24 protein-coding genes are annotated in these 25,787 nt (G+C 70.1%); 11 read left to right on the top strand and 13 right to left on the bottom strand.

Going from position 1 to position 25,787, the window contains the following annotated elements; genetic code table 11:
- Positions 1 to 19 precede the first annotated feature (19 nt).
- Positions 20 to 622, bottom strand: coding sequence for a MurR/RpiR family transcriptional regulator (locus BN159_RS30540; protein WP_015660881.1), 603 nt, complete (start codon positions 620 to 622; stop codon positions 20 to 22).
- Between the two features lie 78 nt (positions 623 to 700).
- On the opposite strand from BN159_RS30540, the gene BN159_RS30545 reads away from it, so the two are divergent.
- From BN159_RS30545 to BN159_RS30555, 3 genes are read left to right on the top strand one after another with little or no spacing between them, the layout of a single operon-like run.
- Complete coding sequence (locus tag BN159_RS30545) at positions 701 to 1,792, top strand: sialidase family protein (RefSeq protein WP_015660882.1); 1,092 nt, start codon at positions 701 to 703, stop codon at positions 1,790 to 1,792.
- Between the two features lie 49 nt (positions 1,793 to 1,841).
- Entirely contained in the window at positions 1,842 to 2,549 is a 708-nt protein-coding gene (gene npdG / locus BN159_RS30550; protein ID WP_015660883.1) for an NADPH-dependent F420 reductase, read from the top strand.
- 59 nt (positions 2,550 to 2,608) lie between these two features.
- Complete coding sequence (locus BN159_RS30555; protein WP_015660884.1) at positions 2,609 to 2,788, top strand: hypothetical protein; 180 nt, start codon at positions 2,609 to 2,611, stop codon at positions 2,786 to 2,788.
- Here BN159_RS30555 and BN159_RS30560 read toward each other — a convergent pair.
- Together BN159_RS30560 and BN159_RS30565 are read right to left on the bottom strand one after the other, a co-directional pair.
- Positions 2,773 to 3,537, bottom strand: coding sequence for a site-2 protease family protein (locus BN159_RS30560; RefSeq protein ID WP_015660885.1), 765 nt, complete (start codon positions 3,535 to 3,537; stop codon positions 2,773 to 2,775). The two genes, BN159_RS30555 and BN159_RS30560, sit on opposite strands and share 16 nt — an antisense overlap.
- 87 nt (positions 3,538 to 3,624) lie before the next feature.
- The gene (locus tag BN159_RS30565; protein ID WP_041820037.1) at positions 3,625 to 5,028 is read right to left on the bottom strand and encodes a recombinase family protein; all 1,404 of its coding nucleotides are present in this window, start codon (positions 5,026 to 5,028) and stop codon (positions 3,625 to 3,627) included.
- Positions 5,029 to 5,139: 111 nt separating this feature from the next.
- On the opposite strand from BN159_RS30565, the gene BN159_RS30570 reads away from it, so the two are divergent.
- Positions 5,140 to 8,373: a BTAD domain-containing putative transcriptional regulator gene (locus BN159_RS30570; RefSeq protein ID WP_015660887.1), complete on the top strand. Its 3,234-nt coding sequence runs from the start codon at positions 5,140 to 5,142 to the stop codon at positions 8,371 to 8,373.
- Positions 8,374 to 8,385: 12 nt separating this feature from the next.
- Here the strand turns inward: BN159_RS30570 and BN159_RS30575 are convergent, their stop codons facing one another.
- The 3 genes from BN159_RS30575 to panB all read right to left on the bottom strand — a co-directional run bounded on the left by BN159_RS30575 (position 8,386) and on the right by panB (position 11,255).
- The gene (locus BN159_RS30575) at positions 8,386 to 9,222 is read right to left on the bottom strand and encodes an ABC transporter permease (RefSeq protein ID WP_015660888.1); all 837 of its coding nucleotides are present in this window, start codon (positions 9,220 to 9,222) and stop codon (positions 8,386 to 8,388) included.
- Positions 9,219 to 10,244 (bottom strand): ATP-binding cassette domain-containing protein, encoded by a 1,026-nt coding sequence (locus BN159_RS30580; protein WP_015660889.1) that lies wholly within the window; start codon positions 10,242 to 10,244, stop codon positions 9,219 to 9,221. The genes BN159_RS30575 and BN159_RS30580 overlap by 4 nt, the downstream gene beginning before the upstream one ends.
- 144 nt (positions 10,245 to 10,388) lie before the next feature.
- Positions 10,389 to 11,255: a 3-methyl-2-oxobutanoate hydroxymethyltransferase gene (gene panB, locus BN159_RS30585; protein ID WP_015660890.1), complete on the bottom strand. Its 867-nt coding sequence runs from the start codon at positions 11,253 to 11,255 to the stop codon at positions 10,389 to 10,391.
- Positions 11,256 to 11,447: 192 nt separating this feature from the next.
- Here panB and BN159_RS30590 point away from each other — a divergent pair, with 192 nt between their 5' ends.
- From BN159_RS30590 to BN159_RS30605, 4 genes are all read left to right on the top strand, one after another.
- On the top strand, positions 11,448 to 12,998 hold the full coding sequence (locus BN159_RS30590; protein WP_015660891.1) for an MFS transporter: 1,551 nt from the start codon (positions 11,448 to 11,450) through the stop codon (positions 12,996 to 12,998).
- Between the two features lie 36 nt (positions 12,999 to 13,034).
- Entirely contained in the window at positions 13,035 to 13,655 is a 621-nt protein-coding gene (locus BN159_RS30595; protein WP_078598902.1) for a TetR/AcrR family transcriptional regulator, read from the top strand.
- A gap of 183 nt (positions 13,656 to 13,838) precedes the next feature.
- A complete protein-coding gene (locus tag BN159_RS30600) occupies positions 13,839 to 14,891 on the top strand; it encodes an endonuclease/exonuclease/phosphatase family protein (RefSeq protein WP_015660893.1) in 1,053 nt (350 codons plus the stop codon).
- 113 nt (positions 14,892 to 15,004) lie between these two features.
- Positions 15,005 to 16,222, top strand: a complete 1,218-nt coding sequence (locus tag BN159_RS30605) for an MFS transporter (RefSeq protein WP_015660894.1) — start codon at positions 15,005 to 15,007, stop codon at positions 16,220 to 16,222.
- 45 nt (positions 16,223 to 16,267) lie between these two features.
- Here the strand turns inward: BN159_RS30605 and BN159_RS30610 are convergent, their stop codons facing one another.
- From BN159_RS30610 to BN159_RS30620, 3 genes are all read right to left on the bottom strand, one after another.
- On the bottom strand, positions 16,268 to 18,022 hold the full coding sequence (locus BN159_RS30610; protein WP_015660895.1) for an NAD+ synthase: 1,755 nt from the start codon (positions 18,020 to 18,022) through the stop codon (positions 16,268 to 16,270).
- Positions 18,023 to 18,103: 81 nt separating this feature from the next.
- Complete coding sequence (locus tag BN159_RS30615; protein WP_015660896.1) at positions 18,104 to 18,724, bottom strand: DUF305 domain-containing protein; 621 nt, start codon at positions 18,722 to 18,724, stop codon at positions 18,104 to 18,106.
- A complete protein-coding gene (locus tag BN159_RS30620; protein WP_015660897.1) occupies positions 18,724 to 19,383 on the bottom strand; it encodes a DUF3105 domain-containing protein in 660 nt (219 codons plus the stop codon). Before BN159_RS30620 ends, BN159_RS30615 begins: the two co-directional genes overlap by 1 nt.
- 214 nt (positions 19,384 to 19,597) lie before the next feature.
- Between BN159_RS30620 and BN159_RS30625 the strand changes: the two genes are divergently transcribed.
- Entirely contained in the window at positions 19,598 to 20,041 is a 444-nt protein-coding gene (locus BN159_RS30625; RefSeq protein ID WP_015660898.1) for an RrF2 family transcriptional regulator, read from the top strand.
- Between the two features lie 3 nt (positions 20,042 to 20,044).
- On the opposite strand, the gene BN159_RS30630 is transcribed toward BN159_RS30625, so the two are convergent.
- The gene (locus BN159_RS30630; protein ID WP_015660899.1) at positions 20,045 to 21,232 is read right to left on the bottom strand and encodes a globin domain-containing protein; all 1,188 of its coding nucleotides are present in this window, start codon (positions 21,230 to 21,232) and stop codon (positions 20,045 to 20,047) included.
- Positions 21,233 to 21,548: 316 nt separating this feature from the next.
- On the opposite strand from BN159_RS30630, the gene glnA reads away from it, so the two are divergent.
- A complete protein-coding gene (glnA, locus tag BN159_RS30635; RefSeq protein ID WP_015660900.1) occupies positions 21,549 to 22,910 on the top strand; it encodes a type I glutamate--ammonia ligase in 1,362 nt (453 codons plus the stop codon).
- A gap of 57 nt (positions 22,911 to 22,967) precedes the next feature.
- On the opposite strand, the gene BN159_RS30640 is transcribed toward glnA, so the two are convergent.
- Positions 22,968 to 24,149: a hypothetical protein gene (locus BN159_RS30640; RefSeq protein WP_015660901.1), complete on the bottom strand. Its 1,182-nt coding sequence runs from the start codon at positions 24,147 to 24,149 to the stop codon at positions 22,968 to 22,970.
- A gap of 221 nt (positions 24,150 to 24,370) precedes the next feature.
- Here BN159_RS30640 and BN159_RS30645 point away from each other — a divergent pair, with 221 nt between their 5' ends.
- Positions 24,371 to 24,814, top strand: coding sequence for a hypothetical protein (locus BN159_RS30645; RefSeq protein ID WP_231905663.1), 444 nt, complete (start codon positions 24,371 to 24,373; stop codon positions 24,812 to 24,814).
- 6 nt (positions 24,815 to 24,820) lie between these two features.
- Here BN159_RS30645 and BN159_RS30650 read toward each other — a convergent pair whose 3' ends face one another.
- Positions 24,821 to 25,261 carry a VOC family protein gene (locus BN159_RS30650; protein ID WP_015660903.1) on the bottom strand — a complete coding sequence of 147 codons (441 nt, stop codon included), beginning with the start codon at positions 25,259 to 25,261 and terminating at the stop codon, positions 24,821 to 24,823.
- A gap of 2 nt (positions 25,262 to 25,263) precedes the next feature.
- Entirely contained in the window at positions 25,264 to 25,782 is a 519-nt protein-coding gene (locus tag BN159_RS30655) for a pyridoxamine 5'-phosphate oxidase family protein (RefSeq protein WP_015660904.1), read from the bottom strand.
- Positions 25,783 to 25,787 lie beyond the last annotated feature (5 nt).

Genomic DNA, 25,787 nt, shown 5'->3' on the forward strand with positions numbered 1-25,787 from the left:
TCCGCCCGCGGAGTGGGCGTCACCAGCGCGCAGGCGGCGGTGCCGTCAAGGATTCCGCCAGCCGGGACAGGCGGTCCCGGAAGCGGCCGCGCCCCCGCTCGGAGGGCACCGCGTTCTCGCCGGCCGCCGCGCTGACCAGGTGCTGCACCGTGTCCAGGTCCAGGTCCGTGCCCTCCGGTACCGCCAGCGACTCGTGTGCCATCGTCACCAGGTCGCCCTCGTCGGGGCCCAGTGCCAGCACCGTCGCCCCGGCCCGCCGCGCGTCGTGCACCCGCTCCAGCAGCGCCGGGCCCGGTCCCTGCGGTGACACGACGAGCAGCGTCTCGCCGCGCCGCGCCGCCGCCAACCGGCCCAGCCCGACCGCCAGATGGGCCGGATCCGAGGTGCGCGCGTCGTGCCGTACCAGCGTCGGTGTCAGTTCGGGTGTGCCCGACCACGCGGCCTCGTCGACCAGATGGGCCGCCAGATGCCACGGCTCGTAGTCGGGGGTGCCGACCAGCAGCAGTCCGCCGCCGTGCGAGACCACCGAGCCCCGCAGCACGCCCGCGAACCGCCGGGTGGCCCCCAACCACTCGGTCCCGGCGAGCACTTCGCGCAGCAGCGCGACCCGTACGGCGTCCATGGCCGCATCCTGCCGCACCGTGCCACTCGTGACCGCCGGTTCACCCCGAATTCGCCCAACCTGGGCAAGCGGTACGACATGTCTGCATTCGCCACCGTCCTGCCCGCCTCCGTCCCCTTCCGCGCGGGGCGCGAGGGTTACGCCAGTTTCCGGATCCCGGCCGTCGTGGCCACACAGTCGGGCACCCTCCTTGCCTTCTGCGAGGGGCGGGTGGAGTCCGCCCGCGACTGGGGGCATATCGACATCGTGCTGAAGCGGTCGACGGACGGGGGTCGGACGTGGGGCCCGCTGACGGTCGCCGCCGGCAACGGAGTTGACCTCGCCGGCAACCCCGCCCCCGTCGTCCTCGACACCGGGCGGATCCTCCTCGTCCACATCCGCTCCGCCGCCTCCGCCTCCGAGGCCGCCCTCCTGCGCGGCGAGGTCTCCGACGCCGACGGGCGCCGCGTGTGGGTGCAGCACAGTGATGACGACGGGGTCAGCTGGTCCGAGCCGAGGGAGATCACCGAGTCGGTCAAGAAGCCCGGCTGGCGCTGGTACGCCACCACCCCGGGCCACGCCCTCCAGCTCCGTACCGGCCGGATCGTCGTCCCCGCCAACCACACCCTGCCGCCCACCGGTACGGACACCGGCGCCGAGGCCAAGTACAACAGCGGTCACTGCCTGCTCAGCGACGACCGGGGCGCCACATGGTCGCTCGGGTATCTGGACGAGAACACCAACGGCTACATCAACGTCAACGAGACCACCGCCGCCGAACTCCCCGACGGCCGCGTCTACTTCAACACCCGCAACGACTCCCCGTCCCCGGGAAACCGCGCCGACGCCCACTCCAAGGACGGCGGGCAGACCCTCCACCGCCCCTTCCGTCCGCAAGCCGGACTCGACGGGCCCATCTGCCAGGCCGGCGTCCTCCAGCTCCGCGACCCCGACCTGCTGCTCTTCTCCGGCCCCGCCCTCCCCGACGGACGCGCCCGGATGACGATCCGCGTCTCCACCGACTCCGGCACCACCTGGCAGCCCCGCGTCACCGTCGACGGCCTGCCCGCCGCCTACTCCGACCTGGTCCGGATCGACGCCGACACCGTCGGACTCCTCTACGAGACGGGCGACTTCGGCGCCTACGAGCGGATCGTCTTCCGGCGGGTGGCCGTGACGCGGCTCACCTGAGCGAAGCCTGACCGGAGGGGGCCCCGGACCCGGACGTAAAGTCGGGGCCATGACCTCTACCGACAGTGCTGCACAGAAGGCCCCCGCCAAGGACCCCTGGGACCTGCCCGACGTCTCCGGGCTCGTCGTCGGCGTGCTCGGCGGCACCGGCCCGCAGGGCAAGGGCCTGGCCTACCGGCTCGCCAAGGCCGGCCAGAAGGTGATCATCGGCTCGCGGGCCGCGGACCGCGCACAGGCCGCCGCCGAGGAACTCGGGTACGGCGTCGAGGGCGCCGACAACGCCGAGACCGCCCGCCGCAGCGACATCGTGATCGTCGCCGTGCCGTGGGACGGCCACGGCAAGACCCTTGAGGCACTGCGCGAGGAGCTCGCCGGGAAGCTGGTCGTCGACTGCGTCAACCCGCTCGGCTTCGACAAGCAGGGCGCCTACGCGCTGAAGCCGGAGGAGGGCAGCGCGGCCCAGCAGGCCGCGGCGCTGCTGCCGGACTCCCGGGTCACCGCCGCCTTCCACCACCTGTCGGCGGTGCTGCTCCAGGACCCGGAGATCGACGAGATCGACACCGACGTGATGGTCCTCGGCGAGGCCCGCGCCGACGTGGAGATCGTCCAGGCACTGGCCGGCCGCATCCCCGGCATGCGCGGCGTCTTCGCCGGCCGCCTGCGCAACGCCCACCAGGTCGAGTCCCTCGTCGCCAACCTGATCTCGGTCAACCGGCGCTACAAGGCACACGCGGGACTCCGCATCACGGACGTATGAGCGGATGGGGGACACTGGAGGGCGTCGTACCGCAGTGTCCCCCGACAGGAGACCCCCGTATGCCCCGCCTCGCCCTCTACGCCCTGGCCGTCTGTGTTCTCGCGGTGGCCGCCGCTGTCGTCTCCTTCGTGCAGGGCAGCTTCCTGGGGATCATCTGGGTGCTGCTCGCGGGGCTGTCGTCCAACATGTGCTGGTACTACCTGAAGCGTCAGAAGGCCGAGGCCTACCAGAACCGGTAGAGGCTCCAGCCGTACGACGTCTCCACCTCGCTGACGCCGAGGCCCTGAAGGATCGTGTTCACCACGTCGAGGAAGCCGTCCCTGACCGCGGGCAGCCACAGCAGCGCGATCACGAACAGCAGCCCGAACGGCGCGAACGGCTCCACCTGGCGGCGGACGTTGTACGACAGCCAGGGCTCGATCACGCCGTAGCCGTCAAGACCCGGCACCGGCAGGAAGTTCAGGATCGCCGCGGTGACCTGGAGCAGGGCGAGGAAGGCGAGCGCGAACCGGAAGTCGTCGGGGACGCCGTCCAGTGCGTCCAGCCAGAACGGCGCCGTGCACACGGCGGCGAAGAGCAGGTTCGTCAGCGGGCCCGCCGCCGAGATCAGGCTGTGCCGCCAGCGCCCCGGGATCCGCCCGCGCTCGATCAGGACCGCCCCGCCCGGCAGACCGATCCCGCCCATGATCAGGAAGACCACCGGGAGCACGATGCTCAGCAGGGCGTGGGTATAAGCGAGAGGATTGAGGCTCAAGTAGCCCTTGCCTCGCACAGTGATGTCGCCCGCGTGCAGCGCCGTGCGGGCGTGCGCGTACTCGTGCAGACACAGCGAGATCACCCAGGCTGAGGTGACGAAGAGGAACACGGCGAGCCCTCGGGACGACGCGAAGTCAGTCCACACCGCCCACCCGGTGACTGCCGCGATGGCAGTGATCCCGAGGAAGACAGGGCTGATCCGCTGTTCGCTCGTTCGAGAGGCGGTGGTCATGGGTGAGGCTCTCCTGGGGCAGAGCGGCCCAGCCGGGGGAGCTCAGGCCGTGATGGTCGGTGTGCGGACAACATCCCGAAGCCGCGACTATCGCAGAGATTTCGCAAGACGCTCCCGGAAGTCTTCAGGGATTTCCAGAACAGGACCGCCACGTTCTCGGGGGTGGCATCTGACCGTGACACCGGCGTGGACCAGATCCTCACCGAACTCAGTGATTTCCATACCCTCCCACCGCTCGGCGAAGGTGCTGCCGAGCGGCACGAACTGCCAGTGATCCCCATCGGCATCAACCGACGGATTCCCCGGATCTCCCATCGCACGGGCGCTTTGGACGTACACGCGACGAGTGACAGGCACATCTCCGACTGCCGCGACCAGCTTACGCAGGACGGGGGTGACGATTTCCTCGTCGGGTAGGAACACATAGCCGGGGCACGCGGGGGAGCCGATTCGGGAAAGGCAGCGGATCTTCTCGGTAACCCGGTACGTCCCGTCCCTACGTCGTTTCCTGGACGTGTGAAGCTGAAGGTTCTTGCCGCAGCCTCCGCACTTGATCACGCCAAGGAGCGGGGTCCTGGGTGTCGTGGAGCGTCGGCCGATCGGGGAGGCGGCACTGGTCAGGGCATCCTGAAGGCAGTCGAAGACGTCCTGGTCCAGTACCGCTTCGGCTACCCGAACGGGCCGCCCGTCGGGGTCGTGCACCAGGACGCGCTTCCGGTACTTCTTGCCGGGGACTTCCTCGCTGCGCGTCTTCCAGCCCAGCAGAGTGGGGGAGGTGAGGATTCCCTTCAGCGTACGGGGATGCCAGACGAAGTCCTTGCCGGACTTGTTCCGTTGATATGTGTCCGCAGGAGACGGAAGACCGCGTTCTTCGAAGTCTCGGCACAGGGCATTGACCGGCTCGCCGTCGATGACACGTCGAGCGGCTTCCCGGACGATGTCTGCGGTCTCCGGGTTGATCTCCAGGTAGCGGGCGCCGTCCTTCGCGTAGGTGCGATAGCCGAAAGGCGGTGAACCTCCGCCCCATCGTGTGGACGTGAGCAGGTGCGCACGCGATGATGCGACCCGCTCGGCGGCGGCGCGGGCTTCCATCTGTGCGAATGTGGCGATCATCGTGGCCGTCTCCTTTCCCGCCGAACTCGTGAGATCGAACGGTTCGGTGGCGGAAACCAGCCCCTTGCCACCGTGACTCTCAGCCCACTCGATCATCCGGTGCAGGTCACCGACTCGGCGAACGAAGCGATCGAGCCGCCAGAAGACGATGACGTCGAACTCGGGTGCACGATCGTCGAGCCACCGCGACAGTTCTGGACGCTCCCACGGCGGCACCGCGGTGGCGGAGACGGACAGATCTCCGGCAACGCCGACGATTTCCCAACCACGTAGCTCGCAGAAGGACTTGCATGCTTCGAGTTGTCGTTCAGGACTGGTTGTCGACTCGGTCTGGACAGTCAATCGGACGGCGATGAGTGCCCTGGACGATCTTTCCATGACCGAAGGCTAGCGTGTTTGTATCTAACACGCTGAGAGTGAGGTAAACCTTGCTGCCGGGTCCCTCCCGGTGGCAAGGACGTGTGCTGCGAGGGCGGGGGGCGGGTGAGAATGGACCCCGTGCGCTATCGCATCCTCGGCACCACTCAGGCCCTCCGCCCCGACGGCACCCCCCTCCCGGTCGGCGGGGCACGGCTGCGTGCGCTGCTCAGCGTGCTCGCACTGCGCGGCGGCCGTACCGTGCCCGTGCAACTGCTCGTGGACGAGGTGTGGGCCGGGGATCCGCCCGCCGACGCGGCCGGGGCGCTCCAGGCGCTGGTCGGACGGCTGCGCCGGGGCCTCGGCGCCGACGCGATCGAGTCCGTGGACGGCGGGTACCGGCTCGCCGCCCGCCCCGACGACATCGACCTGCACCGTTTCGAGCGGCTCACCACCGACGGCATCCGCGCCCTCGCCGACGGCGACCCCGCCAAGGCCGCCGCGGTCCTCGACGACGCCCTCGCCCTGTGGCACGGCCCCGCCCTGGCCGACCTTCCCGACCGCACCGCCGAGGCCGCCCGCTGCCGGACCCGCCGCCTGGACGCGCTGCGCGCCCGGCACACCGCCGCCCTCGCGCTCGGCCAGGCCGAACAGGCCCTGCCGGAGCTGACCGCCCTGTGCGACAGCCATCCCCTCGACGAACCCTTGCAGACGCTACGGCTGCGCGCGCTGCGCGATCTCGGCCGCCCCGCCGAGGCGCTGGCCGCCTACGACGACGTACGCCGGCTGCTCGCCGAACAGCTCGGCTCCGATCCCGGCGCCGAACTACGGGCCCTGCACGCCGAGTTGCTGAAACCGGCGCCACAGGCCACGCTCGGCAACCTCCGGGCCCGGCTGACCTCCTTCGTCGGCCGGGAAGCCGACATCGACGCCATCCGCGGGGACCTCGGCGGCGCCCGGCTCGTCACGCTCCTCGGGCCCGGCGGCGCGGGGAAGACCCGGCTGTCGCAGGAGGCCGCCGAGACCCTCCGGGACACCGCACGGGACGGGATCTGGCTGGCCGAACTCGCCCCCGTCGACGACCCCGAGGCCGTACCGGAAGCCGTGCTCACCGCCGTCGGCGCCCGCGAGACCGTCCTCTACGGCGCCGGCGCCGAGGAGCTCCGCAGCGCCGACCGGCACGACGACCCGGTCGAACGCCTCGTGGAGCACTGCTCCCGACGCCGCATGCTCATCGTCCTCGACAACTGCGAACACGTCGTCGACGCCGCCGCCCGGCTCACCGAACATCTGCTGGCCCGCTGCCCAGGACTGACCGTCCTGGCCACCAGCCGCGAACCCCTCGGCGTACCCGGCGAGGTACTGCGCCCGGTGGAATCCCTGCCCCAGCCCTATGCGCTGCGCCTGCTCACCGACCGGGGCGCCGCCGCCCGCCCCGGGTTCAGCGTCGACGACGACCCCGAGGCCTGCGCCGAGATCTGCCGCCGCCTCGACGGGCTGCCCCTCGCCATCGAACTCGCCGCCGCCCGGCTGCGGATGCTCACCCCCCGCCAGATCGCCGACCGGCTCGACGACCGCTTCCGGCTGCTCACCTCCGGCAGCCGCACCGTCCTGCCCCGCCAGCAGACCCTCAGGGCCGTCGTCGACTGGTCCTGGGACCTGCTCGACGAGGACGAACGCGAGGTCCTCAGCCGGCTCTCGGTCTTCGCGGGCGGCTGCGACCTGCCCGCCGCGGAGGCCGTGTGCGGTCCCGCCGCCCTGGACGCGCTCGGCTCCCTCGTCGACAAGTCCCTGGTGGTGGCGGCCCCTTCGGGCGACGGAGCGATGCGCTACCGACTCCTGGAGACCGTTGCCGAGTACGCCCGCGAACGCCTGGACGAGGCTGGTCAGCGCCCCCGCGCCGAGCGCGCGCATCTGACGTACTACCGCGAACTCGCCCGCCTCACCGACCCGTTGCTGCGCGGCTCCCGCCAACTGGAGGCCGTGCAACGGCTCCAGCTGGAGTACGAGAACCTGCGCACCGCCCTGCGGCACGCCGTCGCCGAGCGTGACGAGCAGGAGGCGCTGACGCTGGCGCTGTCGCTGGGCTGGTACTGGCAGATGCGCGACCTGAGGATCGAGGCCCGCAACTGGTGCGCCGAGGTGATGACGCTCGGCCCCGACCCCTTCGCTTTCGCCGAGCCCGTCCCGCAGGCCGAGCCGGTCTGGCAGCGCTGCACCGCCGAGCCGCCCCCGTACACCGGAGAGGTGCTGGCCGAGGCCCGGCGCGGACTGCATCTGGCCCATTTCGCCTGCATGGACACCGAGTTGGACGCCTGGCAGAACCCGGCCGCCCAGCAGAAGCTGCGCACCATCGCCGCGACCTACCCGCCCGGACTGCCGCAGTCCTGCCGCAGCCCCGGCATCCTCGCCGTGTTCGCCGTGATGCTCACCGGCGACATGGACACGGTCGCCCGACTGCTCGACGCCTGCGTGGAGACCTGCCGGACCACCCCGGGCTACGAATGGGAACTGGCCGCCACCCTCCAGATGAGGGCCACCGGCCTCGCCAACCGCCCCCAGCGCGCCGAGGAAGCGGCCCGGGACGCCGACGAGTCGCTCGCCATCTACGAGCGGCTGGGCGACGCCTGGGGCACGGCCGAGGCGCTGTCGGCGCGCGCGGAGGCCCGCGAGCGCACCGGCGCCTACGCCGATGCCGCCGCCGACTACGAGGCCGCCATCGAACAGGCCCGACGGCTCGGCGCCCACGCCCAGGAGGCCGTCCTGTCCGCGCGCCTGGCCGGCGCCCTGCTGGAGGACGGACAGGGCGAACGGGGCGAACGCCTGTTGCGCGAGGTCATCGACGGACTCGACGGCGGACACAGTGAGGCGATGCCGTTCAGCCGGGTCATCCTCGCCGGCTGGCTCAGCATCACCGGCCGTACCGCCGAGGCCCGCGAGCAGATCCGGGTGCTGCGCGAGAACTTCGGCCTCGCCCAGTTCCATGTCTTCGACGCCTTCATCCTCAGCGGAGAGGCCTGGATGGACGCCTCCGAGGGCCTCCACGAAGAGGCCCGGGACAAGCTCCGGCGGGCTCTGGAACAGGCGGACAACGCGGTGGCGCAGGCCATGGCCCCGCAGTTGGTCTCGGCCTGCCTGGTCATCGCCGCGGTGGCGCTGGCCGACAGCGAGCCCTACGACGCCGCCCGCTGTCTCGGTGCCGCCGAGGCGCTGCTGCCGCCCGGACACCTCAACTCCACCCTGGAGCGCGAGTGCCGGGCCCGGGCCGTCGCCGCGGTGCGCGCGGTCCTCGCCGAGGAGAGGTACGAGGCCGGGTACGCCGAAGGCGGCGGCCTCACCGCGAAGGAGGCCGCCGCCCTGGTGTGACCCCGCAGTGCGTCAGGTCTTCGTACGGAACTTGTGGATGGCGATCGGTGCCATGACCGCGGTCAGCACCACCGACCAGCCGAGCGTCAGCCACAGGTCGTGGGCGACCGGACCGCCGTTCATCAGGCCGCGGGACGCGTCCGCGAGAGCGGACAGCGGGTTGTAGTCGGTGAAGTTCTGGAGCCAGCCCGGCATCGAGTCGGTCGGCGCGAAGATCGACGAGCCGAACTGGAGCGGCATCAGCACCAGGAAGCCCATCGCCTGCACGGACTGCACGTTCTTCATCACCACGCCGAGGGTGAGGAAGACCCACATCAGCGCCGAGCCGAAGACCACGGACAGGGCGACGGAGGCCAGCAGACCACCCCAGTTGGTGACGTCGAAGCCCACCAGCAGGGACACCACCATCAGCACGGCGGTAGCGAACAGCATCCGCAGCAGCTCCACCCCGATCTTGGCGAACAGCACCGAGCCGCGGCCGATCGGCAGGGACCGGAAGCGGTCCATGACACCGGTGTTGAAGTCCTGGTTGAAGCCGGTGCCCACGCCCTGGGCCATGGTCATGCCCATCATGGCGAGCATGCCGGGCACGACGTACTGCACATACGCGTCCTGTCCGCCGCCCAGCGACTGCCCGATGGAGCCGCCGAAGACGTACACGAACAGCAGCGTGAAGACGATCGGGAAGAGGACGGCGTCGGCCATCGACTCCGGGTCCTGCCGGATCCACAGCAGATTGCGCCTGACGAGCGCACCGGTGTGCCGCAGATGGCTGCGCAACGGGATACGGCCGTCGGCGGTGCCGACCGAGGCGGCGGCGGTCGGCTTGGTGATCGTGGTGGCGCTCATACGGCGACCTCCTCGCGGTCGTCGGCGGGCACGGCGTCCTGCGGGGCGCTGGCGCGGTGGCCGGTGAGGGACAGGAACACCTCGTCGAGGCTGGGCAGTTCGGTGGCGACGGAGGCCAGCGTGACCCCGCGCGAGGTGACGGCCGCGACGACGGCGGTGAGCTGCTCGTCGCTGAGGATCGGCACCAGCAGGGAGCCGCGCTCAGGGTCCACGGTGGTGCTGGCGAGCCCGGTTATCCCGAGCCCGTCGAGATGCGTGGCCAGCGGCCGCAGCTGGAGCGGATCGGCGGGCCGGATCCGCAGGGTGCGCCCTCCGACCTTGGCCTTCAGCTCGTCGATCCCGCCCCTGGCGATGACCTTCCCCCGGTCGACGACGGTCAGCTCGGAGGCGAGCTGCTCGGCCTCCTCCATGTACTGGGTGGTCAGCAGCACGGTGACGCCGTCCCCGACCATGGCCTTGACCTCGTCCCACACCTCCATGCGGGTACGGGGGTCGAGTCCGGTCGTCGGCTCGTCGAGATACAGCACGGCCGGGTGCCCGATCATCGAGGCGGCGAGGTCGAGCCGCCGCCGCATGCCACCGGAGTACGTGGCGGCGGGCCGCTTCCCGGCCTCGGTGAGCGAGAACCGCTCCAGCAGCTCGTCCGCCCGTGCGCGGGCGTCGCGCCGGGACAGATCGAGCAGCCGCCCGATGAGGTACAGGTTCTCCCACCCCGGGAGCTTCTCGTCCACGGAGGCGTACTGCCCGGTCAGCCCGATCACCCGGCGCAGCTGGCGGGGCTGGCGCAGGACGTCGTACCCCGCGACGGTCGCCTGCCCGGCATCGGGCGTGAGCAGCGTGGACAGGATCCTGACCAGGGTGGTCTTCCCGGCCCCGTTGGGCCCGAGCACCCCCATCACGGACCCCTCGCGCACATCCAGGTCCACACCGTCCAACGCCTTGGTCTCGCCGTAGTGCTTGACCAGCCCCCGCACGGTGACGGCGCTCCCCGCGCCGCTGGGGTTCTTGTCGATTCGCGTCATGGGAAGGACGGTGTCAGGCGCCACCGACAGAACACCGACAAGGGACCTACAGCGACCTGCATCCCGCCGACAGAACGGGCGCCGGATACGGCAGCAGCCCGCCGACGGGGGAAATCGGCGGGCTGCCTCTGTACCGCTGTGGCTCTAGTGGACGGAGTGCTCCTCGGTGGGGAACGTCCCGCCGACGACGTCCTCGGCGAAGGCCTTCGCCGCGTTGCCCATGACCTCGCGGAGGCTGGCGTACTGCTTGACGAACTTGGGGACCCGGCCGCCGGTCAGGCCCATCATGTCCGTCCAGACCAGGACCTGGGCGTCGGTCTCGGCGCCCGCGCCGATGCCGACCGTCGGGATGTGCAGCACCCGGGTCACCTCGGCCGCCAGCTCCGCCGGGACCAGCTCCAGCACGACCGCGAAGGCGCCCGCGTCCTGGACCGCCTTGGCGTCCCGGAGCAGCTGCGCCGCCGCCTCCTCGCCGCGGCCCTGGACGCGGTAGCCCATGGCGTTGACGGACTGCGGGGTCAGGCCGATGTGGGCCATCACCGGGATGCCGGACTCGACCAGCAGCTCGATCTGGCGGTGCGAGCGCTCGCCGCCCTCCAGCTTCACGGCGCCGACCCCGGCCTCCTTGACCAGCCGGGTCGCCGAGCGCAGCGCCTGCACCGGGCCCTCCTGGTACGAACCGAAGGGCAGGTCGCCGACGATCAGGGCGCGCGAGGTGCCCCGTACGACGGCCGCCGACAGCATGGTCATCTCGTCGAGCGTGACGGGCACGGTGGTCTCGTACCCGAGGTGGCAGTTGCCCGCCGAGTCCCCGACCAGCATGACCGGGATCCCGGCCTCGTCGAAGACGGACGCGGTCATCGCGTCGTAGGCGGTGAGCATGGGCCACTTCTCGCCCCGCTCCTTGGCGAGGGCGATGTCGCGAACGGTGATGCGGCGGGTGCCCTTCCCTCCGTACAGCGCTTTGCTGCCGCCGGAAGGTGTGGTCTGGGCAGCCGAAAGCTGCGTCATGGCAACGGCTCCTTACGTCATCTCGAGGCGCCCTGACGGCGTCCCCGGATCCCCTCCATGGTGGCACTTCGTGCCAGGCGCGGCTAGGGGGGCCTCGGTCACCCTCGACCGACGTAAGAGGCGAGTAAAAACCGGGCAAGAGAATTACGATACGGCACGGTCCCGTATCGTAATCCACCTAGGGTGGACGCCATGACTACCTCCGCTCCTGCCGTACCCCGGATACCGGAAGCGGTGCATCGCCGCCGCTGGGCCATCCTCGGCGTGCTCATGCTGAGTCTGCTGATCATCGTGCTCGACAACTCGATCCTGAACGTCGCCGTCAAGACGATCTCCACCCCCGCCCCGACCGGCCTCGGCGCCACCCAGAGCGAGCTGGAGTGGGCGATCAACGCCTACACCCTGGTCTTCGCGGGCCTGCTGTTCAGCGCCGGACTGCTCGGCGACCGCCTCGGCCGCAAGCGGGTCCTGCTCGGCGGGCTCGTCGTGTTCGGCATCGGCTCCGCGCTGGCCGCCTTCGCCGGATCGCCGGGCGAGCTGATCGGCTTCCGCGCGGTGATGGGCCTCGGCGCCGCCTTCGTGATGCCCGCCACGCTCGCCGTCCTCATGAACGTCTTCGAGCGCGACGAACAGCCCAAGGCCATCGGCATCTGGGCCGGCGGTGTGGGCCTCGCCATCGCCATCGGCCCCATCACCGGCGGCGTCCTGCTCGACCACTTCTGGTGGGGCTCGGTCTTCCTCATCAACGTCCCCATCGTGCTGCTCGCGCTCGCGCTGATGATCTGGCTGGTTCCCGACTCCCGCGACCCGAACCCCGGCCGCATCGACCCCATCGGCGTCACCCTGTCCGTCGTCGGCCTGGTCCTGCTGGTCTACGGCATCATCCGGGGCGGCGAACTGGCCGACTTCACCGATGTCACCGTGCTGTCGGCGATCGGCGCCGGGCTCGCCGTACTCATCGCCTTCGTGGTGTTCGAGAAGCGCAGCGACCATCCGTCGATCGATGTCACCTACTTCCGCGACAAGGTGTTCTCCTCCGCCATCGCCGCGATCGCGCTGGTCTTCTTCGCGCTGATGGGCGTCACCTTCTTCTCCGTCTTCTACACCCAGAGCGTGCGCGGCTACTCGCCCCTGGAGACGGGCCTGCTGTTGCTGCCGCTCGCCGTCGCGCAGCTCGTCTTCGCGCCGCGCGCCCGGCTGCTGGTGGACCGCTTCGGCAACCGGGCCACCACGACCGCCGGAATGGCGCTGATCGCGGCGACCCTGGCCGCCTTCGCCACCCTGGACGCGGACACCCCGATCTGGATCCTTGAGGTGATCTTCTTCCTCATGGGCACCGGCATGGCGCACATCATGACGCCGGTCAGCGTCGTCATCATGCAGGCCCTGCCCCGCGAGAAGGCCGGTTCCGCCTCCGCGCTCAGCAACACCTTCCGCCAGGTCGGCGGCGCCCTCGGCATCGCGGTACTCGGCTCGGTGCTGTCCACCTCCTACCGCTCGGCGATCGAGGGCGACCTCACCGCCCTGCCGCCGGAGCTGCGCCACACGGCGGGCGAGTCCATCGAGTCCACGCTGGCCGTCGCCGCGCGACTCGGCCCCGAGGGCAAGCCGTTGATCGCGCAGGCCAACGACTCCTTCCTGCACGCCATGCACGTCACCGCCCTCGGGGGCGCCGCGGTCGCGCTGATCGGCGCGGTGGTGGTGGCGCTGTTCCTGCCGGGACGGGCCGAGGACCCCTCGTAAGGGAGAATCTCCGGTATACGGAAGGGATCCACACAGGTGAACCTCGCTGACAGTCGGACCGGTCCGGTCCGGGGCCGCCCCCGGAGCGAGGCCGTGGAGCGCGCCATCATCGAGGGCGTGATGAAGCTCCTGGAGGAGGGCGTGCCGCTCGCGGAGCTCTCCATCGAGCGGATCGCCCGTACCGCCGGAGTCGGCAAGGCCGCCATCTACCGTCGCTGGAGCGGCAAGGAGGAGCTGTTCGTCGACGTCGTACGGGCCGCCGAACCGCCCGACGCCGAGCTGCCCGGCACCTCCATGCGCGACGACCTCGTCGTCCTGCTGGAGTCGCTCCGACAGCGCGGTCTGCTCAGCCGCTCCTCGGCGATCCTGCACAACGTCCACGCCCAGATGAAGAGCAGCCCGAAAGTGTGGACGGCGTACCACAACCTCGTCGTCGCACCCCGACGCCGGCTCGGCGTCGAGGTGCTGCGCCGCGGCCAGCGCAACGGCGAGCTGCGCGAGGACGTCGATGTGGAGCTCCTCAACGACCTGTTCGTGGGCCCGATGCTGCTGCGCTCGGTGATGCGCCCGGACGCTGACCTGCCGGACGGCCTGTCGGAGCAGATCGTCGACACCCTGCTGGAAGGGCTACGGCCCGTCAGTTCGCCTCCTCCGTAGCGCCCATGTGCGCGTTTCGTCACAGAGCGCGCTTTCCCGCCGGACGGCCGGAACTCCGCGAGGCGACTTGTACGTCCTCGTGCCCGTACGGCCGTCATGCGACGGCAGGAACAGAACCGATCATCCCCTAGGGTCGTAACCGCGGGGGACGATGGTGTGCACGGCAGTCAGTGAGGCGACGGTATGGCGCAGCAGGCGTACATGACGGAGACGGACAGCGGCGGCTCGGGACCCGAGCGCCGAGGGGACCGGTTCCGGCGTCTGCTGGGGCGGTGGCTGGCCGGCTGGCGCGGTGACCGGCGGATCTGGCGCCGGGGCATCGTCACCGCCGCCGTCGCGGTACTGCTCGCCCTGGTCATGCTGCTGCACTCGCGCATCCCCAACGCCATCGGCAACCTCGGCAGCCTCACCGAGACGTTCCTGCCGTGGCTCGGTCTGTTCGTGCCGCTGCTGCTGGTCATCGGCCTGGTGCGCAAGTCGGCGACCGCACTGATCGCGATGGTGCTGCCCGCGGTCGTCTGGCTCAACCTCTTCGGCGGGCTGCTCACCGACAAGACCGCCTCGGGCGGCGACCTCACCATCGCCACGCACAACGTCAACGCCGACAACCCCGACCCCGCCGGAACCGCCCGCGACGTGGCCGCCTCCGAGGCGGACGTGGTGGCACTGGAGGAACTGACCGCGACGGCGGTGCCGGTGTACGAGAAGGCGCTGGCGGCGACGTACAAGTACCACTCCGTGCAGGGCACGGTCGGCCTGTGGAGCAAGTACCCGCTGAGCGGCGTGAAGGCCGTCGACATCAAACTCGGCTGGACCCGGGCCATGCGCGCCGCGGTCACCACCCCCTCCGGCGAGGTCGCGGTCTACGTCGCCCATCTCCCGTCGGTGCGCGTGAAGATGGAGGCCGGGTTCACCGCCCGCCAGCGTGACAAGAGCGCGGACGCCCTGGGCGAGGCCATCGCCCACGAGAAGCTTCCGCGGAGCGTGCTGCTCGGCGATCTGAACGGCACGATGAACGACCGCGCACTGAACGCCGTCACCTCCCAGATGCGCTCCACGCAGGGCGCGGCGGGCAGCGGCTTCGGGTTCAGCTGGCCGGCGTCGTTCCCGATGGCGCGGATCGACCAGATCCTGGTGAAGGGCATCGAGCCGGTCACCTCGTGGACGCTGCCGGAGACCGGGAGCGACCATCTGCCGGTCGCGGCGCGTGTGAAGGTCGACACAACAGCGTCCTAAAAGCCCACGGTAACCGGGCCTTCACCTCCCGGAATACTGCGCCTGGGAGTGTTTGTTCCGCACGTGAACATAAGATGTGTGGACCTCCGCTCCCCGAAAGGCACAGACCCTCCATGCCCCTGGCCCTGCTCGCCCTGGCCGTCGGCGCCTTTGGCATCGGCACGACCGAGTTCGTGATGATGGGCCTGCTGCCCGACGTCGCGGCCGACCTCGGCATCTCCATCCCCAGCGCCGGTCACCTGGTCTCGGCGTACGCCCTCGGCGTCGTCATCGGCGCCCCGCTGCTCGCCGCCGTCACCGCCCGGATGTCCCGCCGCAAGGTCCTGATCGGCCTGATGGTGCTCTTCGTGGCCGGCAACGCGCTGTCCGCCCTCGCCCCCGACAACGGCTGGCTGCTCGCGGCCCGCTTCCTGAGCGGCCTGCCGCACGGCGCCTTCTTCGGCGTAGGCGCGGTGGTCGCCACGAGCCTGGTCGCCCCGGAACGCAAGGCCCGCTCGGTCTCCCTGATGTTCCTGGGCCTGACGGTCGCCAACGTCGCGGGCGTCCCCGTCGCCACGCTCGTGGGCCAGCACCTGGGCTGGCGGGTCACGTTCCTGGGCGTGAGCGCGATAGGCGTAGCGGCTATCGCGTCCCTGGCCCTGCTGATCCCGCGGGATGGTGGGATCAATCCCTCCCACGGCCTGCGCGGCGAGTTGGCCGCCCTGCGCTCCCTCCCCGTGTGGCTGGCCCTCGGCACCACGGTGGCGGGCTTCGGTGCGCTGTTCGCGGCGTACAGCTATGTGACCCCGATGCTGACGGACGCGGCCGGGTACGCCGACGCCAGTGTCACCCTGCTGCTCGCGCTGTTCGGCGTCGGCGCGACGATCGGCAACCTGCTGGGCGGCCGCCTCGCGGACCACGCGATGCGCGCGACGCTGTTCGGCGGGCTGGCGTCGCTGGCGTTGGTGCTGGCCCTGTTCCCGCTGCTCATGTCGTCCGCGTGGAGCGCGGCGCCGGCGGTGGTCCTGCTCGGCACGGCGGCCTTCGTGACCGGTTCCCCCCTCCAACTGATGGTCATGGAGAAGGCGTCGGCAGCCCCCTCCCTGGCCTCCTCCGCCAACCAGGCCGCCTTCAACCTGGCCAACGCCGGGGGTGCTTGGATCGGCGGGGTCGCGCTGGCGGCGGGCTTCGGGGTGACTTCGCCGGCGGTGGCGGGGGCGGGGTTGGCGGTGTTGGGGCTGGGGGTCGCCGGAGTGGCGTACGCCGTGGACCGGCGGCGGGTACCGGAACCGGGCCGCGAGCGACTGATCGCCGGGCATCTGCCTCAGGAGGCGGAGGCTGTGCGGACCTGAACGGGACAGGGGTCCAGAGGTTCCGCCTCTGGACCCCTGTTGGTCCTACGCCGTCTCCCGCCACCCGTTGGTGATCGGCAGCCGTCGGTCCTTGCCGAAGCCCTTGGGCGAGATCTTCGTGCCCGGCGGGTACTGGCGGCGCTTGTACTCGGCCGTGTCGACCATGCGGAGCGTCTTGGTGACGAGGGCCGGGTCGAAGCCCGCGGCGACGATCAGGTCGGCGCCCTGGTCGCGGTCGACGTAGCGCTCCAGGATGGCGTCCAGGACCGGGTAGTCGGGGAGCGAGTCGGTGTCGACCTGGCCGGGGCGCAGTTCCGCGCTCGGGGGCTTGGTGATGGAGTTCTCCGGGATCGGGGGCGTCTGGCCGCGCTCCGCCGCCGAGCGGTTGCGCCACTCCGCGAGGCGGAAGATTGACGTCTTGTAGACGTCCTTGATCGGGCCGTACGCGCCCACCGAGTCGCCGTACAGCGTCGAATACCCCACCGCCAGCTCCGACTTGTTGCCCGGCGCCAGGACGATGTGGCCCTCCTGGTTGGAGATCGCCATGAGGAGGGTACCGCGGAGGCGGGACTGGAGGTTCTCCTCGGCCAGGCCCGTCAGCTCCGTCGACGCCATGTATGCGTCGAACATCGGGGCGATCGGCACCGTACGGAAGTTGAGGCCCGTACGCCGTGCCAGTTCCGCCGCGTCGTCCTTGGAGTGGTCGGAGGAGTACTTCGAGGGCATCGAGACGCCGTACACGTTCTGCGCGCCCACCGCGTCGCAGGCGATGGCGGCGACGAGGGCCGAGTCGATGCCTCCCGACAGTCCGATCAGGACCGACTTGAAGCCGTTCTTGGCGACGTACGCGCGCAGGCCCACGACCAGCGCCGAGTAGACCTCCTCGTCGTCGTCGAGGCGGTCGGCGTAGCCGCCCGTCAGTTCCGGCGTGTAGGCGGGGAGGGGGTCCTCGGAGAGGATCACGCGGTCGATGCGCAGGCCGTCGTCCACCACGCCCGTCGGCGGGTTCGGCGACGCCGCGGGCAGGTCGAGGTCCAGGACCACACAGCCCTCCGCGAACTGCGGCGCCCGCGCGATCACTTCACCGCTCGCGTCGACCACGATCGAGTCACCGTCGAAGACCAGCTCGTCCTGGCCGCCGATCATGGCGAGGTAGGCGGTGGTGCAGCCCGCCTCCTGGGCGCGCTTGCGGACCAGTTCGAGCCGGGTGTCGTCCTTGTCGCGCTCGTACGGCGAGGCGTTGATGGAGAGCAGCAGGCCGGCCCCGGCGGAGCGCGCCGCGGGGACCCGGCCGCCGTCCTGCCACAGGTCCTCGCAGATGGCGAGGGCCACGTCCACCCCGTGCACCCGGATCACCGGCATGGTGTCGCCGGGCACGAAGTAGCGGAACTCGTCGAAGACGCCGTAGTTCGGCAGGTGGTGCTTGGCGAAGGTGAGCGCCACCTCGCCGCGGTGCAGGACCGCCGCCGCGTTGCGCGGGGCGCCCGCCGGCTGGCCGTACTTCGGCTGGGCCGTGTCGGACCGGTCGAGGTAGCCGACGACCACCGGGAGCTCCCCGAAGCCCTCCTCGGCGAGCTTGGCGGCCAGCGTGCGCAGGGCCGCGCGGGACGCCTCCACGAAGGAGGAGCGCAGGGCCAGGTCCTCCACGGGATACCCGGTCAGCGCCATCTCCGGGAACGCCACGAGATGCGCTCCCTGTTCGGCGGAGTGCCGGGTCCAGCGGAGAATCGTCTCGGTGTTCTGGGCGAGGTCACCGACGCGCGAGTCGATCTGGTTCAGGGCGAGGCGAAGTTGAGGCACGCGCCCAGTGTAATCGTCAGAGCGACGCGATGGGGTGGCGCGGGGGTGTGGGCCACCCCACGCGCGGCTACGCCGGGCGCCCTAGGGCCGGGCCTTCGCGCCCCGGTCCTTCAGCATTCCCGCCATCAGCGCGATCTCCGACTCCTGGCCGTTGACCATGGTCGTCGCGAGCCGCGTCTCCACCTTCACCTCGCACCGCTTCACACAGGCCTCGGCCATGTGGATGCCGCCCTTGTGGTGGTCGGTCATCAGCTGGAGGTAGAACACCTCCGCCTGCTTGCCGCTCAGGGTCTCCAGCTTCTTCATCTCGGTGTTCGTCGCCATGCCCGGCATCAGCGCGCCGTCCTCGCCGGAGGCCATGGAGCCCATGTCCATCCAGGTCATCGGCGGATCCGAGGACACCTTCGGCAGCTCCCACAGATCGAGCCAGCCCAGCAGCATCCCGCGCTGGTTGGCCTGCGTCTGCGCGATGTCGTACGCGAGCCGCCGCACCTCGGTGTCGTCGGTGCGGTCGCGCACGATGTACGACATCTCCACGGCCTGCTGGTGGTGCACCGCCATGTCCCGCGCGAACCCGGCGTCCGCGGAGTCGGCGGTGGGGGACGCGGCGGTCCCCTCGCCGTCGGCGACGGCGTAGGTGATCGCACCGGCCGCGACGAGGACCGCCGCCGCGGCCCCCGCGACCCACCCGACGTGCTTCATCACTCCGCCTTACCGCCCGTGCACGCGGCGCCCGGCTCCGGCGTCTGCTCGCCCTGCACGTACTTCTCGAAGAACTTGCCGAGGTTCGCGTCGTCCGCGCCCGTCACCGTGCGCTGCGCACCCCACGCCGACAGCATGATCGGCGACTTCTGGTTCTCGTAGGGGCTCATCAGCGTGTACGGCGTCTGCTTCACCTTCGCCGCGAGCGCCTCCACGTCGGCCTTCTTGGCCTTGCTGGTGTACGTCACCCAGACCGCGCCGTGCTCCAGCGAGTGCACCGCGTTCTCGTTCGCCACGGCCTCGGTGTAGACGTCGCCGTTGCAGTTCTGCCAGACCGGGTTGTGGTCGCCGCCGACCGGGGGCTCGACCGGGTACTTGACCTTCTTGTCCACGTGGGTCTGGGTGAGCTTGCCGCCCTTCCAGGTGCTCACGCCGTCGGCGCCGGCCACCAGCTTGCCGGTGGTCTTGGAGTCGGACGCGGTGTCCTCGTCGTCCTGCGACTGCACCAGCACGACCGCGCCGACGACCAGGGCGGCCACCACCGTCACACTGGCGCCGATCGTGAGGATCCGGTTGCGGCGCTCGCGAGCCTGCTCGGCGCGCCGCATCTCTTCTATGCGGGCTTTGCGCGCCGCGTTGCTCTTCTTGGCGGATCCCATGGCGTGATGTCCTTCTGCGGAAAGGGACGGTCGGGTCCGCTGATCGTAATGGTGAAGGAGTGACCTCTCGAAGGGAGGGCACAGGAAAGGGCCGGATCGCTACGCAATCGACAGCAGCCCGACAGGTGCCGACCAGTACTTTCGATGCGAAGCCCCGCCCCTTAATGCGAACCGCAGATGCACATTATCCGAGCCTGCACCTACGCTTGCCGATATGCGGCTGCTGCGCTCCACCGACCTCGCCCTGCGGATCCTGATGCGACTCTCCGTCTCCGAAGGGGCCACGCCCACCACGCGTGAGGTCGCAGCCGACATGGACGTGCCGTACACGCACGCCGCGAAGGTCGTCGCCGAGCTCCAGCACCAGGGACTGGTCGACGCCCGCCGCGGCCGGGGCGGCGGTCTGGCGCTCACCGACAAGGGGCGTACGGCGTCCGTGGGCGCCGTGGTGCGCTCCTTCGAGGGCGACGGCGACGTCGTCGACTGCGAGGGCGGCGGCACCGCGCCCTGTCCGCTGAGCCCCGCCTGCCGCCTGCGCGGTGCCCTGCGGCGGGCCCAGGAGGCGTTTTTCGCCTCCCTGGACCCGCTCACCATCGGCGACATGGTCACCGCGCCGACCGGACCGCTGCTGCTGGAGATCGGCCGGGCGCCGTCGTAGGGCTCAGCCCTGGGTGAGCCAGAGGTCGGGGCCGAAGACCTCGTAGTGGATGTCCGCGGGCGCCACTCCCTTGCCGATCAGCTGGGTGCGCACCGCCCGCATGAAGGGGAGCGGGCCGCACAGGTACGCGTGCGTGCCGGGTGCCACGGCGATGTCCGCGAGGTCGACCAGGCCGGTGTGGGCGTCCTCGGGGGCGTCCTCCTCGTACCAGAAGTGCACCCGCGCCTCCGCGAGCTTGGCCGCGTAGAGCTCCTGGTCGGTGCGCAGGGCGTGGTCGGCGGGGGAACGGTCGCCGTGCAGGACGGTGACCGGGCAGGCGCTGCCGTCCTGGGCCAGCTGGGCCAGCATGGCGATCATCGGGGTGACGCCGATGCCCGCGGAGGCCAGCAGCAGGGGGCGGTCGGTGTCCGCGCCCAGGACGAGGTCGCCGTAGGGGGCGGACAGCTCCAGTACGGCGCCCTCCTGCACGCGCGCGTGGAGGTGCTCGGAGACCTCGCCCGCCGGGGAGCCGGCGTCCTCGGCCACCCGCTTCACGCTGATCTGGCGCAGCGCGGAGTCCGGCGCCCCGGACAGGCTGTACTGCCGGATCTGCCGGGCGCCGTCCGGGAGTTCGACGCGGACCGAGACGTACTGGCCCGCGCGGAAGTCCGCCACCGGGCCGCCGTCGGACGGGCGCAGCCGGAAGGTGACCACGTCAGCCGTCTCCGCGACGCGCTCCACGACCTCCCAGTCCCGCCAGCCGGGCTCGCGGGACTCCTCGTACAGCCGCTTCTCCAGGGCGATCAGGGCGTTCGCCATCAGCCAGTAGACCTCGTCCCAGGCAGCCGCGACCTCGGGTGTGACGGCCTCGCCGAGGACGTCGACGATGGCGGCGAACAGGTGCTCGTGGACGATGCCGTACTGGTCGGGGGCGACGCCGAGAGAGGCGTGCTTGTGGGCGATGCGGGCGAGCATCGCGTCGGGCCGGTCGTCCGGGTGGTCTGTCAAATACGTCGCGAAGGCGGCAATGGAACCCGCGAGGGCCTGGCGCTGGGTGCCGGCCGCCTGGTTGCCGCGGTTGAAGAGGTCGCGCAGCAGCTCGGGGCGGGCGGCGAACATCCCGGCGTAGAAGCGCTCGGTGATCGCGTCCAGGTTGGCGCCCACGGCGGGGAGGGTCGCGCGGACGGTGGCGGCGGACTGTACGGACAGCATCAAGGCTCCTTCTGGCTCTGGACCGGTGCGCGCTCTCGCCCGGTTCGCCACCATTAAAACTTGCATCTGAAATACCAATTAACTCGGGGTCCCCCAACGAGGCTTCCGCGGGTGGCCAGGCATTACGAATGTCGGTCCGAGCAGGCAAGATGGGCGGCAGAGGCGCGGTGCGCCGGGCGTTCAGACCGGGGTCAGCCAGTCGATCAAGGTCGGCAACGCGCGTGAAACGCTGTTGTGGTGTGATGCTCAGGTGCCCGACCGCCCTCCCGCGGTACACGGGATGGTGGCCTGACCAGCAAGGATGGGGAAGCGGAAGATGGACAAGCAGCAGGAGTTCGTGCTCCGTACGTTGGAGGAGCGGGACATCCGGTTCGTACGCCTGTGGTTCACGGACGTGCTGGGCTTCCTCAAGTCCGTCGCCGTGGCCCCGGCCGAGCTTGAACAGGCCTTCGACGAGGGCATCGGCTTCGACGGCTCGGCGATCGAGGGCTTCGCCCGGGTATACGAGTCCGACATGATCGCCAAGCCGGACCCCTCCACCTTCCAGGTCCTGCCCTGGCGCGCGGAGACCCCCGGCACGGCCCGCATGTTCTGCGACATCCTCATGCCGGACGGCTCCCCGTCCTTCGCGGACCCGCGCTACGTCCTCAAGCGCGCCCTGGCCCGCACCTCCGACCTGGGCTTCACCTTCTACACGCACCCCGAGATCGAGTTCTTCCTGCTGAAGGACCGTCCGCTGGACGGCTCCCGGCCCACCCCGGCCGACAATTCCGGCTACTTCGACCACACCCCGACCAACGTCGGTATGGACTTCCGCCGCCAGGCGATCACCATGCTGGAGTCGATGGGCATCTCGGTGGAGTTCTCCCACCACGAGGGCGCGCCCGGCCAGCAGGAGATCGACCTGCGCTACGCCGACGCGCTCTCCACGGCGGACAACATCATGACGTTCCGCCTGGTCATGAAGCAGGTGGCGCTGGAGCAGGGCGTGCAGGCGACGTTCATGCCGAAGCCGTTCTCCGAGCACCCGGGCAGCGGCATGCACACGCACCTGTCGTTGTTCGAGGGCGACCGGAACGCGTTCTACGAGTCCGGCTCCGAGTACCAGCTGTCCAAGGTCGGCCGCTCCTTCATCGCGGGCCTGCTGCGGCACGCCGCCGAGATCTCCGCGGTCACCAACCAGTGGGTGAACTCCTACAAGCGCATCTGGGGCGGCTCGGAGCGCACGGCCGGCGCCGGCGGTGAGGCCCCCTCCTACATCTGCTGGGGCCACAACAACCGCTCGGCGCTGGTCCGCGTCCCGATGTACAAGCCCGGCAAGACCGGCTCGGCCCGCGTCGAGGTCCGCTCCCTGGACTCCGGCGCCAACCCCTACCTGGCGTACGCCCTGCTGCTGGCCGCCGGCCTCAAGGGCATCGAGGAGGGCTACGAACTCCCGCCGGGCGCCGAGGACGACGTCTGGGCCCTCTCCGACGCCGAACGCCGCGCGATGGGCATCGAGCCCCTCCCGCAGAACCTCGGCGAGGCCCTGACCCTCATGGAGCGCAGCGACCTCGTCGCCGAGACGCTGGGCGAGCACGTCTTCGACTTCTTCCTGCGCAACAAGCGCTCGGAGTGGGAGGAGTACCGCTCGGAGGTCACGGCGTTCGAGCTGCGGAAGAACCTGCCGGTGCTGTAGATGCTGACGCGGGGAGACCCGGGCGCTGTGTGCGTCCGGGTTTTTTCGTGCCGCCCTTCAGCCTCCTTGCCTGTCCTCCTCGTGCGGCCTCGCCTGCTCAACTGCCTCTTCGCCGCTTTCGTGTGTCCTCTCGGACTCCGCTTCCTCGTCTGTCGCTCCGTCACCACCGGGCTTGGCTCCATTGGGTCCGCCGGGCTGTAGCACGGGCTTTATCAGCATGTCGGTAGGGGGCGGCGGTGATTCCACGGCCCGCGCTGAACCACGCACGTTCTCCAGGAGCAGGTTGCCCTTCTTGTCGAGCAGCCGTGTCAGGCTTTCCTGGCCGATCCCGAATGCCACGGCCCATGCGGCGATCTGTGCCCCGCTGTCCAGTGCGGACAGTCCTGGGATGAATTCTCCGTGTATGAGGACCAGCCCCAAAATGGCAGACAAGGCGCCGATGGGGATGCGCAGAATGAGCAGACTCATCGGCACCATGTACGGAACAGCGGATCCGCGTATGTGCCGAATGGACGTGGCGCCAGCGAGTGCTGCGGATGCGGCGCCCAGGGATGCCACCAGCAATACGTTGTCGCCATCGGCAGGACCCTGCCCGACGGGGCACACATAATCCTTGGCGTTGGTGTCCTCGGGGGTGGGGGCGGGCGGTCGGAAGCACAGCTTGTCCGCGAGTGCCGCAGGATTCTGATAGCCCGAAAGAATGAGGAGGACGGTGAACGCGGAAAGAGCCAGGAAAGTGAGAAGCAAGATGTTGCGGAAATTTCGGACCCTGGCTATTTCCACCTCTTCTGTGTGATTGGCGGCATGAAGGACGTCCGCCGCGAGATGCCTGCCTCCGTCATCCAGCATGTTGTTGTGCTCGCGCAGGTGTTCCTCAAGCAGCTTGAGGCGCGGGTCCTCCTGCCCCAAGTGCTGGATACCTTTGGCCAGGACGGTGGATCCTGCCCAACCGATCTCCTGGGCAGGCGTGAGTTTGAGGACAATCAACTCGGCTTCGTGAATGGTGGCCAAGGTGCGGTCTCTTGCGGATGCGGCGGCCCAGAAAGGTGGCCAGGAATCGGTCGCCTGGCGTGCCCCGTGCAGAAGCTGATGTGCTTTGTCCGCAAGCTTCTTGTCGTGCCCGGACAGGGCCTCCATACCCTCAATGCGGTCCAGCTCGGCCTGTACGACCGCAATGTGGGCACTTGCGCGCTGACGCCAGGAACCAATTTTCCTGTGCGCAACTACGTCATCACTCATTCGAATCACAGACCTGTGGCTTCGGGAAGATGACAGGAAGATGAGAGAAGAAGAGTGAGAGGCTTGCCGGCTCAAGGACGTAGGCTGCAACCCAATTTCCAGTCCACCACATGGAGGCAGGGCCAGCAACTCAACCATGGCTTATGCTTCGTCCATGAACTCGCCTACCCGAAAGGCCGATGCCGCGTAAGCGGCCCGGTTCGCTGCGGGACGCGCAGCGCTTGCGACTCCGAGAGAGCCCGCGTCGGTTCGACGTACCGCCGCCGCCCCCGATACGCGGGCTCTCCAGCCGTGCCGGCCTCGCCGTCCACCGGTACGAGGAGCTGTCGGACGACTATGACGTCTTCCCCACCGTCACCGGCGTCGCCCTGCGGCGGTACCGGGACTTCCTGAGTCCGCCGGGGAACCGCACGCGGTACCCGTACGGGGACGACTGCGGGTGCCGTGGCTGTTCGTTGCGGGATGTTCGCCATGCGCGCGACGTGCTCGACACCGTCCTGCGGAATCTGGGTCCGCGGGACCGTGCCGAGCTGGCGCGGATCGTCGCCGTACTGGATGCGCGGTACCGGGCCCGTACGCTGCCGGATCCGCTCGCCGATCCGGAGCGGCGGTGGTGGTATCGGCGGCTGCCGGGGTGTCCGTTCACGCAGAGCGGGACCGACTGAAGGGTGTCAGCCCGCCAGCTCCGAGAGGAGTTTGTGCAAGGGCTTCTCGCCCCGGACGCGGTACTCCTGGATCGACCAGCCGTTGCCGTCGGGGTCCTTGAAGTACATGAAGGTCGCGCCGTCGTCCGGGGCGTACTGCACCGGCTCGGACACGTCCAGACCCCGCTCCACCAGCTCCGCCCGCGCCGCCTTGATGTCGGCCACGCACAGCTGGAGGCCCTGGTAGGAGCCGGGCCGCGGTTTCGACTCACCCTCCGCCAGGTCCCAGAGGTTGTCGCCCAGCGCGAGCGAACAGCCGGAGCCCGGAGGCGTCAGCTGGACGATCCGCATGCCCGGCATGACCTCCTGGTCGATGTCGACGTGGAAACCGACCTTGTCCCGGTAGAAGTCCCTGGCACGGTCGATGTCGCTCACGGGCAGCGGGATCACTTCAAGGGTGAAGTCCATCGCTAGTCCTCCCTGGAGAATCGCCAACGGGTCTGGCTGAACGGGTCACCCTTACCGAAGCCGAAAACGGTGCCCGGCGCCACCGAGAACACGAAAGCGTGCCCCGCTCCGTGGTGGAAGCAGCCGTTCCGTACCTCGAAGTGCCAGAAGCTGCCGTATTTCGCCTCCCAGGCCGCCGCCAGCTCGCGCAGCCGGTCCTCCTCCGTCACCCGGACCGCCTCGCCCTCGACGACCAGGTCGTAGCCCCGGTCCCAGGTGTTCGTGCCGGTGGTCAGCACCACCTGCGGGTTCGCGGCCAGGTTGCGGGCCTTGCGCTCCTCGGGCCCGGTGCAGAAGTGCAGGGCGCCCGACGACCAGACCGCGGGCAGCGGCGTCACATGCGGGCGCCCGTCCGGCCGTACCGTCGAGATCCAGAACAGTTCGGCCGACGTCAGTAGCGCCTGCGCCTCGGACCAGGGCTTCGCCGTGGCCTTCTCGTCGCTGTAGCGGGGGTCCAGGCGAGTGTGCGGTTGGTTGGTCATACAAG

This window comes from Streptomyces davaonensis JCM 4913, assembly GCF_000349325.1.
Lineage (GTDB): Bacteria > Actinomycetota > Actinomycetes > Streptomycetales > Streptomycetaceae > Streptomyces > Streptomyces davaonensis.